Annotated in this window: 10 protein-coding genes and 1 pseudogene; 5 read left to right on the plus strand and 6 right to left on the minus strand. The window is 58.2% G+C overall.

Annotation, left to right across the window (positions count from 1 at the left end; genetic code table 11):
* Nucleotides 1-957, plus strand: a complete 957-nt coding sequence (coaA, locus tag ACQR1Y_RS18795) for a type I pantothenate kinase (RefSeq protein WP_434857931.1) — start codon at nt 1-3, stop codon at nt 955-957.
* 513 nt (nt 958-1,470) lie between these two features.
* Here the strand turns inward: coaA and ACQR1Y_RS18800 are convergent.
* The gene (locus tag ACQR1Y_RS18800; protein ID WP_434877757.1) at nt 1,471-3,711 is read right to left on the minus strand and encodes an ATP-binding protein; all 2,241 of its coding nucleotides are present in this window, start codon (nt 3,709-3,711) and stop codon (nt 1,471-1,473) included.
* Between the two features lie 135 nt (nt 3,712-3,846).
* Entirely contained in the window at nt 3,847-4,326 is a 480-nt protein-coding gene (locus ACQR1Y_RS18805; RefSeq protein ID WP_434877756.1) for a hypothetical protein, read from the minus strand.
* A 386-nt stretch (nt 4,327-4,712) separates the two neighbouring features.
* Here ACQR1Y_RS18805 and ACQR1Y_RS18810 point away from each other — a divergent pair, with 386 nt between their 5' ends.
* Nucleotides 4,713-5,732 (plus strand): hypothetical protein, encoded by a 1,020-nt coding sequence (locus ACQR1Y_RS18810; RefSeq protein WP_434877755.1) that lies wholly within the window; start codon nt 4,713-4,715, stop codon nt 5,730-5,732.
* A 13-nt stretch (nt 5,733-5,745) separates the two neighbouring features.
* Here ACQR1Y_RS18810 and ACQR1Y_RS18815 read toward each other — a convergent pair.
* Nucleotides 5,746-6,654: pseudogene (locus ACQR1Y_RS18815) on the minus strand (YifB family Mg chelatase-like AAA ATPase); the annotation flags it as partial.
* Nucleotides 6,655-6,731: 77 nt separating this feature from the next.
* Here ACQR1Y_RS18815 and ACQR1Y_RS18820 point away from each other — a divergent pair.
* The gene (locus tag ACQR1Y_RS18820; protein WP_434877754.1) at nt 6,732-8,432 is read left to right on the plus strand and encodes a recombinase family protein; all 1,701 of its coding nucleotides are present in this window, start codon (nt 6,732-6,734) and stop codon (nt 8,430-8,432) included.
* A 131-nt stretch (nt 8,433-8,563) separates the two neighbouring features.
* On the opposite strand, the gene ACQR1Y_RS18825 is transcribed toward ACQR1Y_RS18820, so the two are convergent.
* Genes ACQR1Y_RS18825 through ACQR1Y_RS18835 form a run of 3 tightly spaced genes read right to left on the minus strand, consistent with a single transcriptional unit; the run spans nt 8,564 to nt 11,400 of the window.
* Nucleotides 8,564-9,310, minus strand: a complete 747-nt coding sequence (locus tag ACQR1Y_RS18825) for a hypothetical protein (protein WP_434877753.1) — start codon at nt 9,308-9,310, stop codon at nt 8,564-8,566.
* A complete protein-coding gene (locus tag ACQR1Y_RS18830; protein ID WP_434877752.1) occupies nt 9,307-10,413 on the minus strand; it encodes a restriction endonuclease in 1,107 nt (368 codons plus the stop codon). The genes ACQR1Y_RS18825 and ACQR1Y_RS18830 overlap by 4 nt, the downstream gene beginning before the upstream one ends.
* A gap of 18 nt (nt 10,414-10,431) precedes the next feature.
* Nucleotides 10,432-11,400 carry an HNH endonuclease gene (locus tag ACQR1Y_RS18835; protein WP_434877751.1) on the minus strand — a complete coding sequence of 323 codons (969 nt, stop codon included), beginning with the start codon at nt 11,398-11,400 and terminating at the stop codon, nt 10,432-10,434.
* Nucleotides 11,401-11,620: 220 nt separating this feature from the next.
* Here ACQR1Y_RS18835 and ACQR1Y_RS18840 point away from each other — a divergent pair, with 220 nt between their 5' ends.
* Nucleotides 11,621-12,358 carry a hypothetical protein gene (locus ACQR1Y_RS18840; protein WP_434877750.1) on the plus strand — a complete coding sequence of 246 codons (738 nt, stop codon included), beginning with the start codon at nt 11,621-11,623 and terminating at the stop codon, nt 12,356-12,358.
* Nucleotides 12,349-13,008: a hypothetical protein gene (locus tag ACQR1Y_RS18845; RefSeq protein ID WP_434877749.1), complete on the plus strand. Its 660-nt coding sequence runs from the start codon at nt 12,349-12,351 to the stop codon at nt 13,006-13,008. Before ACQR1Y_RS18840 ends, ACQR1Y_RS18845 begins: the two co-directional genes overlap by 10 nt.
* Nucleotides 13,009-13,021: the final 13 nt, after the last annotated feature.

Raw genomic sequence — 13,021 nt, forward strand, 5'->3', positions numbered from 1 at the left:
ATGGATATGCGCACCACCGAACAACAATATAATCCGTACCGCGTCTTCACCCGCCAGCAATGGGCCGAGCTGCGCAATGACACGCCGATGACCTTGGAGCCCGGCGAGTTCTCGAAGCTGCGCTCGATGCACGACCGCCTCGATCTTCAGGAGGTCGAGGACATCTACCTGCCGCTGTCGCGATTGCTGTCGATGTATGTCGATGCGGCGCAACGGCTGTATTACGCGCAACGCCAATTCCTCGGCATCCGCGACCGCAAGATGCCCTACATCATCGGCGTCGCCGGCTCGGTGTCAGTCGGCAAGTCGACCACCGCGCGCGTTCTGCAGGCGCTGCTGACGCGCTGGTCGCCGCGGCCGAAGGTCGATCTCATCACCACCGACGGTTTTCTGTTTCCGAACGCCGTGCTCGAACGGCAGGGCCTGATGCAGAAGAAGGGCTTTCCGGAGAGCTACGACAAGGCACGGCTGCTCGCCTTCCTCTCCGACATCAAGGCCGGCCGCCATCCGGTGCGCGCGCCGGTGTACTCGCATCTCAGCTACGACATCGTGCCCAACCAGTGGACCGAGATCGACCAGCCGGACATCCTGATCGTCGAAGGTGTCAACGTGCTGCAGACCGGCCCCTTGCCGCGTGACGGCAAGGCGGTGCCCGTCGTCTCCGACTTCTTCGACTTCTCGGTCTATATCGATGCCGACGAGGCGGTGCTGCGCAAATGGTATGTGAAGCGCTTCCTGTCGCTGCGCGACACCGCGTTCCACGACCCGCGCTCCTACTTCAACCGCTACGCGCTGCTGTCGGACGAAGAGGCCACCGCCACCGCGATCGCGATCTGGGAACGCACCAACCTCGCCAATCTCGAGGACAACATTCTGCCCACGAGACCGCGCGCGACCCTGATCCTCAAGAAGGGCGCGGATCACGAGATCGAATCCGTGGCGCTGCGACGGTTGTGAGCTCGCTGTCGCGCTTAGACAGACTGGTCGGCAACTAAGCTCTCCGTCATTCCGGGGCGCGCGAAGCGCGAGCCCGGAATCCATAACCACGACCGGTCATGTCGACCGAGATGCTCGTGGCTATTGTCCCTTGATAAATAGCGGCCTGTGGCTATGGATTCCGGGTTCATTCGCGCGGCTTCAAAATGGCTGCGCCATTTTGCGCGTGAATGCCCCGGAATGACGCAGAGAGAGTCTGCCGTGTGCTGTGGCTTGTCCTGGTTAGTGGTTCGTCGCGGCTATGACCGCTTGCGCGGTGTAACCTCTCTCCGCCCTTTGTGGGGAGAGGTCGGATTGCGCAGCAATCCGGGGGCATGGCACATACGCAGCCGAGTTGCAGGTCTGACGGACGAGCAGGGCGGCTCTGAGAGGCAGAGAATTATCACCACCCGTGTGGCTGCCCCTCACCCCGACCCTCTCCCCGTGAAGACGGGGAGAGGGAGCGCAAACACCTCCCGTACTACAAACTCATCATTATGCGGCCACCTGTCGCGCAGCGGCCAGATTGGCGAGGGCCTCGTCCAGCTTGTCACGATCGATCGGCTTGACCAAAAATCCATCCATGCCCGCCTCGAAGCAGGCGTAGCGGTCCTCGACCAGCGTGTTCGCCGTGAGCGCCAGGATCGGCGTGCGGCGGCCGGGCTCGGCGGCTTCGAGCGCGCGGATGCGCTTCGCCGCGGCGATGCCGTCGAGGCGGGGCATCTGCACGTCCATCAGGATCAGGTCATAGGGCGTGCCCGCCGAGCGTGCCGCGAGCCAGGAATCGAGCGCGGCCTCGCCGTGCACGGCGATATCGGCATGATGCCCGAGCTTGGTGAGCAGCGAGCGCATCAAGAGCGCATTGATGTCGTTGTCCTCGGCCACGAGAATCGACAGGCCGGCGCCGGCGCGCGCGGCAATCGGCGGCGCGATCATCGGAACGGGATCGTCGATCAGCGTCGCGGCCGCGCCGTCGACGTTGAAGCCGACGCGCGCGGCGAGCGATGCGGCGCGCAGCGGTTTCACCAGATAGCCGTTGAACGGCGCGGCCGGCGCCAGCTCGTGGCGGCTCACCGGCGTGACGAGCACGATCAGCCGCGTCGTGTGACGCTGCGCGGCTTCACCGAGGCGACGCGCCGTCTCGCTGCCGATGGCGTCATCCACGAGAACGGCATGCCAGGCGCGCTCCGGCAGCAGCGCTTCGGCGACCTCGGTCTCGGCGACGAGACAGGTCTGCGCGCCCCAGTTCTGCAGCCGCCGCTCGATCAGCTCGGCTTGCAGGCCGGGCGGCGCGATCAGCATGATCGACTGTCCGGTGAGATCGGGTCCGCGAAAACTGTTCTGCTCGCCGCGCTCGAGCGCGGCCGGCAGCGGGACGGAGACCTCGAAGGTCGAGCCGGCGCCGAGTTCGCTCTGCAGATTGATCCGGCCGCCCATCCGCTTGACGATGCGGTCGGAGATCGCCAGCCCCAGGCCGGTGCCGCCGAAGCTGCGGGCGACGCTGTCGTCGGCCTGCTCGAATTCGCGGAAGATGCGCTCCTGCGCATCGGCGGCGATGCCGATGCCGGTGTCGCGGACCTGGAAGCTGATTTCGTTCGGCCAGATGCCAGGCTCGGCGATGATGGCGACGCCGCCTTTGGCGGTGAACTTGATGGCGTTGCCGGCCAGATTGAGCAGCACCTGGCGCAGCCGCGCGGCGTCGCCCGTCACGAAGGTCGGCAGCCGTTCATCCATGTAGGCCGCGATCTCAAGCTGCTTGGCCTGCGCCCGCGGTGCCAGAAGCTCGGTGATCTCCTCGATCAGCGCGGCCAGCGAGAACGGCTGCGCCTCCAGCGCCAGCTTGCCGGCCTCGATCTTGGAATAGTCGAGCAGCTCATTGATCAGCGACATCAGCGCTTCGCCTGACGTGCGCACCGCCTTGGCGTAGGTCGTCTGCTCCGGCGTCAGCTGTGTCTCGAGCAGCAGCCCGCTCATGCCGAGGATGCCGTTCAGCGGCGTGCGGATCTCGTGGCTGGCCATCGCCAGGAAGCGCGACTTGGCGCGGTTGGCGGCGTTGGCCTGGTCGCGCGCATCGGCCAGCGCGCGCTCGGTCTCGGTGCGGTCGGTGACGTCGCGGCCGACACATTGCAGCAGGGCAGGGTGGCCGGCATCGGAGCGCACCAGCGCCTCGCGCCATGCGATCCAGCGCGGCCCGATCGCGCTGTCGATGCGCTGGTCGTGCACGCGCGTGCCGCTGGGCTCGAGCGCGCTGTCGCCCTGCTCGATCAGCCCGAAGGCGAAGCGGCTGCCGACCAGGTTCTCGCGGTCGAGACCGGCCATCTGGCAGAACGCGTCGTTGACGAACACGATCCTGCCGTCCTGCTCGCGCATGACGATGAGATCGCCCTGCTGCTCGAACAGATGCCGCGCCCGCTGCTCGGCCTCCTGCAGCTCCCAGTTCCGGTCGGCCAGAACTTCGTTGTGAAGCGCGATCTTGTGCAGCTTCTTCTTCACGAAGCGCAGCCGCATGCTGAGCGTGGCCAGGCCGACGCAGGCGAGCGCGAACAGGAAGCTGGCGCCGATCGCGAAGGCGTGCGGGTTGTAGCCGGAATTCTCGGAGATGCTGGCCTTGATGAAGCCATAGGCGCCGCCGAACCCGGCGGAGAAGATCATCAGCGAGCGCAGGATCGCGAAGATGGTGCGGTGACGGCGCATGAAGCGGCGCAGCTGCAGCCTGATATGAAACATCCGTCCCATCGCTCGTCCCCGACGATCTCGATTCCAATGTCGTTGCCGACCCGCACCATGCGACGTCGGTCTTGCCGAGACTTTGAAGGCTGCTCCACACGTGCAACGCCCGTGCAGAGATGGTGAACCGGACGTTAGTCCGGGTCACAGAACCGGATTGACCGGGGAAGGCGAGTGACTGCGTGCCGCGACGATCAGCGCCGCCGCTTCGCGCGCGCTGGTGCGGCTGGAGCGCACATAGATGCGATAGTCGGCGCGGCCATCCGCCGCATCGTCACGGGCGAGATAGATCAGCGTCGCGTCCGGATGCGGATCGGCGGCGATCGCGACGACCTGGGTGGCGGCGCTCATGCTGCAGCCCTGATCCTCCCGGCCAGGCGCATCATCCACGACCACGAAATCGGCCGTCTCCGGACTGTCGGCCAGCGCCACGCGCACCGTCGCGCGTGCGGGATCGTCGGTGAAGTCGACATGGAGATCGGCGTGGAACGGGCCCGAGCCGAGCAGGACGCTGTCGGCGCCGATGGCAATGCAGGGCTGGGCGGAGGGCGCCAACTCAATCTTGGCAAAGACCGCGGCCGCGATCAGCGGCACGGCCGACACGATGACCTTGAAACGCAACATGACACGCACCGACGCAACAGGCCTAGGGGCGGAAACGCGGGCCTTATGGTTGTCGGAGCGTAAAGAGAAGTCGTTACCAGAGGGTTGATAACGGGAAAGGGCAGTTTACGTTGCGGAGCCTGCATCTCCACTTGCTGGGACAGAAGGGTAGGACGAAGGAATTGTCCGCAATAGATCAAGAGTCCAGCGGGGGGGAGTTCAAGTTCATCTTGACGCGGCAGACACAGCGCCGTCGTCGTTGATTGAAGATCTATAGACCGATCGGTTGCCGGGGGCGTGACTTGCCAGCCGTAAGCTGGACTGCCTAGTCGTGCGTTCGGTCCTCAGTACTCGCGTAAGGTAAGTTTCCAACGAAGTGAATCTCGCGGAGACCTGGAGGTCGAACTATGGACGATGACGTTTTTAGGGACTTCGATGCTGTGCTTTCGAAGCTAAACAGCATGAACTTAGATGCAGGCTTGAAATCGAATTTGGGCGATGTAGCAATTCCTGCTGTAATAAGAGACCGTATTACTCAGGTCGTAGAAAGATGCAATTCGGCGCGTGATTATGTGCCGAGAATAAGCAAACTTCAGGTTTATCCGTTCATTGAGAGCATAAAATCTCTCATTCAAATAATAAACGCGATGATCGACACCGATCCTGCTTCATTCATTCAACAGCGGCAATCATATATAAATACGATATCTGATCGGATTGATCAGATTGAAGCATCGATACTCCCCTTTGACCTGGCCAAATACGGAAGCCGGGTAGAAAAGCTACTCGGTGGAGATGATAGAGACCTGGACCAGGCTCGTCGTGCCATAAGCGCAGAGGCAGATGAAATCCTAAAGCGAGTAAGGGCCGAAGCAGAGAGTGTCCTATTGGAAGCGAAGTCAAAAGCGTCTGAAATCCAGGCTACCGCACGTAGTACTGCATCGGGTGTATCTCTGCTTCAGACCAGTGTCCGATTCTCCGATTTAATAAATAACCTTCGCTTAGGTTTGATTGGAAGCGGTTCTGCTGCCGCTTTGGCGTTTATAACATTCGTTCTATACGTCGTTTGGCTAGCCTATCATCAGCCAGATCTAAGAACCTTGCCAGAGGCGGTCTATACTAGCGCTGTGCGCGTTACGTTGCTCGCGTCCATGGCTGCTGTAGTTTCTTTCGCTTTGAAGATATTTCGTTCAAATCTCCATATGTATTACCATACACTTCATCGACAGCAGCTCACGAATAGTATCGAAAGCTTCATCGATGCGGCACGGACTGACGAGCAGAGAGATGTTGTGCTAGCCAAGCTTATCGACACTGTTTCAACATTTGGTACATCGGGCCTTGTTGGTAGCTCGGAAGACATGCCGAACACCGCGAAGATAATCGTAGATTCGCTTCCGAAAGCGATCTCGCGGGCCGATCACTGATCATCTTAGGCGATCACGCTGCATGCCGGCTGTTTTCAGCCAGCGCGCGATACGACAGCGCCTCGGCCAGATGCAGCCGGCCGATCGCCTCAGCGTGATCGAGATCGGCCAGCGTACGCGCGACGCGCAGCACGCGGTGATAGCCGCGCGCGGACAGCCGCATCGTCTCGGCGGCTTCGCGCAGCAGCTTCTGGCCAGGTGCATCGAGCTTGGCGATGTCGTCGAGTACGGCGGCGGGGGCCTCGGCGTTGGTCCGGATGTGCGGCAGGCCGGCCTTGGCGTAGCGGGCGCGTTGCAGGTCGCGCGCGGCGGCGACGCGGGCCGCGACCTCGGCGGAGCCTTCCTTGGACGGCGGCAGGATCAGGTCGGCGGCGGTGACGGCGGGCACCTCGATGCGCAGGTCGATGCGGTCCATCAGCGGGCCGGAGATACGGGTCTGGTAGTCGGCGGTACAGCGGTCGATGCGGCCGCGCTTGCAGGCATAGCCGGGCTCGAAAGCATTGCCGCAGCGACAGGGGTTCATCGCGGCGACCAGCATGAAGCGGGCAGGGTAGGTGACGCGGTGATTGGCGCGCGAGATCGAGACCTCGCCGTTCTCCAAGGGCTGGCGCAGTGAATCCAGCACGCGCGGATCGAACTCCGGCAGCTCGTCGAGGAACAGCACGCCCTGATGCGCCAGCGAGATCTCGCCCGGCCGCGCGCGCAGGCCGCCGCCGGTCAGCGCCGCCATGCTGGCCGAATGATGCGGGCTGCGGAACGGCCGCCGGTTGGTCAGCGCGCCGCCTTCGATCTCGCCGGCGACCGAGGCGATCATCGAGACTTCCAGCAGCTCGGCCGGCGACAGCGGCGGCAGGATCGACGGCAGCCGCGCCGCCAGCATCGACTTGCCGGCACCTGGACTTCCGATCATCAAAATATGGTGTCTAATAAATCATTTTTAAAAGGCCATCACTTAAGGATATTGTGGACAATTAAATCGGGATTTTGTACCGTTTCCCCATGGCTCAGGCGCCCACGATCCCAGCCCGACCGAAGGCGTATTCGTACGTTCGTATGTCGACCGACCTTCAGCTGAAGGGCGATAGCCTGCGTCGCCAGCGCGAGGCTTCGCGAACATATGCCCAAAAGCATGGTCTCGAACTCATCGAGGACGTCGATCTTCACGACATCGGTGTTTCAGCATATTCGGGACGGAATATCGCATCGGGCAACTTTGGACGGTTCCTGACCGCTGTACGCGACGGAAAAATCGCGAAGGGATCGTACCTCCTGGTGGAGTCATTCGACCGAATGAGCCGTCAGGAGCCGATGGTTGCCTTGAAGCCGTTCATGGAAATCGTCGATGCCGGACTGGTGCTCGTCACTCTGGACGATGAGCGCATCTTCCGCGGCAAGATTTCATTCGAAGACCTGATCATCTCGATCGCAAAGATGAGCCGAGCAAACGAAGAGTCCGCTCGGAAAAGTGACCGTTTGTCGCAGGCGTGGAAAGCGAAGCGAGCGGCGATCGGTGAGAAGAAGCTTACCGCCCGAGCTCCCAGCTGGCTCGCTCTACGACCCGATCGTAGCGGGTTTGACGTGAATGAGGATCGCGCAGCGATTGTACGCCGAATTTTCGACGATGCTGCATCCGGCCTTGGAACGTTCACGATTGTACGGCGCCTGAACCAGGAGGGTGTCCCCACGTTCATGGGAAAGGGAGGCTGGCAGAACTCGACGGTAAACAAGATTCTCAGCAGCCAAGCGGCGATAGGAACATTCCAGCCGAATCGAATGGAGAACGGCAAACGAACTCCAGACGGCGAGCCGATACGAGACTATTTCCCCCGTATTGTTGATGTGGCTGTATTCGAAGCAGCTCAGCGCGGCCGCCTCGAGCGAAAAACTATGCCGGAGAATGGGAAGCGGGGAAGCGGAGGGCCGAAGGGCAAGTATTTCACGAATATCTTCACAAAACTCGCCGTCTGCGAGTACTGCCGCAGCCCGATGCAGCATCAGGATAAGGGAGTTCGACCCAAGGGCCAAGCTTACCTTATTTGCTCGAACGCGAACCGTAGGCTCGGATGCAAAATGAACGGTCGTTGGCGATATGACCAGTTCGAGTCCACGTTTCTGCAATTCGTTGAGCAGCTTGACCTCGCCTCCCTAGTGCAGACGAGTGAGCACTCGACTAAGCGAGCCGAGCTGGCGTTCCAGTTGGAGGCTACCGAGGGAAGAATCAAGTTTGTCGAGGACGAACTCGCAAAGGCATTCGAGACAAGCGTCAAACTGACCGACTTCAACAGCGACTTCCTTGCCACCAGAATACGCAAAGGCGAGCAAGAACTGACGGATGCGCGTAAGCGAGTACAGCACTTGCGTCATGAACTTGCCGTTCTCGACCAGACAGCACTGACGTACTATCGTGAGCCGGAGCAAGTTACGGCACTGATTGAGAAAGTGCGATCTGCGAGAGCAGGTGATATCTACAAGCTTCGCGCTCAGATCGCGTCAAGGCTACAATCCTTGATAAGCGAGCTCCGACTCACTGTTGATCCAGATGCCCAACACTTCGAAGTGGTGTTCCGCGATGGACAAGCGATGATGCTATTCGTCGACCCTGAAGACCCCGCAAAGTTCGTCCAAAAGGTCAGCGGGATTGAGCGCGATTATCGAGTATCATTAGCTGATGGCACAATAGACACACTGCCGCCCGACTAGTGCTGATCAGTGACAAGATATGTCTCGGAAAGGTCACTGAGCGACCTGGATTGATCCCACTGGTAAAAGGCATGGCATGGGGTCCAAGGATCCCAACATCTGAACGCACCATTTGATCTCTGTCCCGCGTCCTAACGGCTGCTTTGGAGAGCCGTCACTAACGAGGGCGCCGCCCCTGACTCCGAGAGCAGCCTCCTAAAAACGTCCAGGTGATCCTGAAATGTAAACTGATTGATATCTACTATCGTCCCATCAAACACATTCCACACCTTACCACCAGCCGCATACAAAGGCTGATACCGTGAGAAGGGCTTCAGATACTTTGCCGACTTAGAATTCAGAGCGTCAGATGTGCTTAATTGTCCAAACAAGTGGACCGTCTCGCTCTGATGGAACGCTGTCGCAACCGAATGCGTCAGGAGCCATATGATCATGGCTTGATAGTCGGGAAAGGGACGCTTAACGATCTCTAGCACCAGCTGCCGAACAGGGAATGTGTGTTCGATGTGAATCGTCTTTCCAAGCTTGCTCCCAACACGAGTATGAGTGTCGATAAACGCCTGTGTTCTGAAAATTGCTCCGGCGCACAATCCCCCCCTCGCCAGAGAGTCCTTGGCTTTAAAGCCAAGCTTATCATGAACCTGACGGATACACGACGATAGAGCACGTAAAGTTGCTGGAGCACCTCGGCTTGCCGCAAGAAGACGTTCAACCTGCGTGAACCGGTTCGCAATCCAATCTGGATTACGCTCCAACACCGTCGTCCAATGCTCAAGAAGTTGCAATCGCTCCGCTTCTATAACGGTCTTCATGCGATACTGTTGCGGTTCGTGGGAGGGACGGCAGCTCGACAAATACGGTGTTGCCTCATCGATCATCGCGGCAACCTAGCTATAAAATCGTAGATCTTCTGATCCAGGATGATGGTTGGGTCATTGTCCGATGCCTCAGTGCCAGAATTCTGGGCGTCTCTCACATTGAGCATCTCGATCAGATCGCGATCATCCAGGAACACAATGAGCTTTCCCGAATCCCGCATAGCCCCGAAAGCAGCAAGTTCGGCATGTTCGTGTGGTCCAAACCGACTTAGTAGAAAACAGACGGATCTAAGTGCACTAACGCTTAGATATCGTTCGGTGGTGTAGACTTGGTGAGGCCCGACGGGTGCTGAATAATTCTTACACTCGAATATGACGACGCGTGATCGGAAGTCACGCGTGAGCGTCTCCCAAAATAAGTGGGCCGGATTTATCCTGTAAATGAGGTCAAGGACGTTCAGGCCATCCTCAGTTCTCGACTGCGGTCTCGCGTCTAAGAGACTCTCTCCAAAAAGATAATCGATTATCTCAACACACACACGTTCGTAGTCGTGCGCAGTATCGACGCCCGCAGCAAGCGAGCGAAGCCGAGTGGCCAACTCAGCTCCCCGACAGTAGCCAGCCATGGGGGCAGCAGATTCGGCAAATCCAGTAACGAGGCCGTGCTCGCCCGTACGTTCCGCCAACATTTCAGCTCGCAGCCGATCTAGCTTAGCGAACGCTTCGACGAACTTCTCGCTAAGCTCCGAATGTGAATGGACCAACTCCTCTAGATCTGCTCGATCCCAAATTCGCACCAAGAATTCCGACTGGAGCCAATCCCGGTGAGCGCGATCAACAGTCCCGGAGACAATCAGTAAACATATGGGAGCCGAGTCAGCTGATGAATTAAGCGAGTCGGACATCAAGTCTGCCGAGTATAGTCGAATGGAGGCCGCGAGGGTGGCGGACCAATCACGGAGTTGGCGAAGCGTGACGGGATTGTTCCTGGTCCACTTGATCTTAATTACACACGTTTCCGGTCCTCTTTTGGCAACCACGTCAAACCGGCCACCATCGGATGAGGCGAAGTCGACACCTTGCTCGATACTGTATCCAGAAGCGACTAGCAGCGAGGTGCACAAGCGTTCGAATTCTAGAGCAGTTCTTTGCAGGACATTCATTGAATGAGCTCCGTACGACTACTCCCCCTCGAGCGTGCTCTGTAAAAATACTGTACGCCGATGATAGTCGAGGTAGTTCGCTTGGTTGGCGCTGAAGGGTTGCACGGCAAATCCCGTGTCGGTCGATATGCCAAGTCGTCCGAAATCAGCAAGAGCAATTCGAGGCGAACGAAGCAGGGTTCCATCATTCTCAAAAGAGATGTAGCCGCGGTCGAAAAGTAGATCTACGTGCGGCGACAATAGTAAACCGTTGTTGCCGTCTAATCTCTCATGATTGTTGTCACATGCACGCCAAGGCTTAATGTGGCTGGCTCTCAACAATCGTTGGTCACCAATCCCTGTTATTCGGCACGAGTTCTCTATCCCAATCAGGTTGGTCCGAAAGCGTCCCTGACCGCGGCGAGCAAGCACGATCGCTTGACGTTCCGTCGTATCGATCGATGTGTCGTTCCTGATCCTAAGCTCTAGCTCGTCATCAAGCCGATCAATGACGCTTTCAGATCGATCCAAATCCGGAATCGTCGAGTCCGCGGCAGGTCTCCAGGCACCAAGGGGACGAAGTAATTCTTCAGCCATCAGTTTCGGAACGGCCGCTAGGTAGACACTCTGGAGACCATCTCCTGTGTCGGCTCGTATTGGAGAGTACTTCGCGGGAAGCAGGGGGCGTAAGATATCCATCAAATCCTTGGGCCGCACGATTTGCGGAGGCCGGTGCCACTCGACAGAAACTAACCAGCCATCGCTATTCCAAGGTCTATTAGCGAGCTCAATTGGTCGATCTGCCGATACGGCTGGCCCCTGAATGATTCCGATATAGGGGATAAGCTGATTGATATACGAGAAAACGAGGTCGCCTGTGTCAACCAAGCGCATATTCTCATAAAAGCGATTGAAGCCTCCATCTTGGCGTCGCTTGGGTGACCACATGTAGCCGCCAGAGATCTCGTGCCGACCCGTTTGATTTTGATTTACCCACCAGAATCTCATGAATCGTCCATGGTCTTAAGGTTAGAGAAAAGATTTTGTCATCTGTAAGCGGTGATCGCATCAGACGATCAATGTTTGAAATAGGTGTGCCTGTGCTGCCAATTTGATTGCAAATCTATCTGCTTAATGCAATCTTTGATTGTCGATTGGCTGTACGGAATGACCGTTGGCCGGCGGACGCAGATGATATTGCGGGTTCCAATCAGTTTCGGTCACGAACGTGCTGGACGCCTATTTGCGCAAAGGAGCTCAGCTCCCAACCGAACTGAAAGCGGAAATCGGCAGTCGCCGGGTGATTGAGGACGCGATTACGTCGACGCTGTTTACTCCGCTTCGCTTCATGTCGCCTGCGAATGTGGGTCAAATCGTAACGATCATCCTAGGAGCGAGCGACCGCCGGGTGGCAGATTGCTGTCAGGTCAATCTATGGCCTCAACTGCCACGTTCTCAGATCAAACCATCTTCTAGATACGTAGAACCAGACCTGATTGTTAATTTGCAATACGGAACACTGAACGAATTGCTGGTCTTTGAAATCAAGTGGGACGCAGTGCTGGACGTGAGCCAGCAAAAGGCTCAGGTCGTCAGCAGCCTTATTGCGATGCCTGCCACGAGTGTGCTGCGCCACATTTCGCTTGTAAAATTTGCGACCCCTGACGCATTGCGCTACCAGTCGAGCCATGTGCGGCAATGGTCGAGTGTTCTGCGAGACCTGCAGGAGGCTGGTCGCGCTCGGCCAGAAATCTCGAATGTAGTGGCGGAATGGTGCCACGATGCGGCGCTACTCCTGCGCAAACTCGGGATCGGAGCTTTCGAGGGTCTCTCTACTATTCGAATGAGAGCGACTGCGTGTCGGCATGTCGACTTGTCGTTGAGGCGCTTTAAGTGGGCAGACCTTCGAAGTGTCGATCTCATAACCCCTAGGTTTGCGACGGCCCAGGAGAAAAAATGTCCGTAATCTTCGACTCGTACTTCAATATCGTTAGGGTCACTGAAGAGCTGGAGCACCTTCCGCAGTCGGGGCGAGAGCTGTTCGGATCCCGATCCGGGATGTCGCTGGCTGCGTTCTCCTGGAACAAACATGAGGAATGGGGCGGTTTAGGAAAATGGTTATGCCGGTGGGCTTCGCTCGGAGCTGACGTTTTGAAAGATGGACAGCGCGGCCTCAAGGTCATCGGCCGAGTGATTCTATGCACTGATCTATATCGTGATCGAGCTCCCTTAGTGCAGCGCGAAAAGCTTGCGCACGCCGAGATGTCCCTTTTGACCTGCTGCTTTATAGCGGGTAGGCAAGTTAGTGAAGAGACGTACGATGTAGACTACTTGAAGTTCACTTCAGATGGATGGCCAATCTATTCTGGTTCCTTCGTGCGTCACGCCGGTGGACGGTTACTCGAACACCCGACGGAAGGCAAAAGCGCCACGCATTGGCACGAGCGCTCTTGGTTGTTTACGGTTCCGTTAGAGGCTATCCAACTTCCGCAAGACTTTCGGTCTCAAGTCTCAGAACCATTTTGGAAGGTGCTATCTGGTTATCCCGAAGACGCCTTCACAGCCGGCGGCGCTACGTGTGGCTTTCCGGAGGATCCCCAGGAGGTGGCCGTCTGAGCAATAATGTCCT

The organism is Bradyrhizobium sp. HKCCYLRH3099 (assembly GCF_051167855.1).
GTDB lineage: Bacteria > Pseudomonadota > Alphaproteobacteria > Rhizobiales > Xanthobacteraceae > Bradyrhizobium.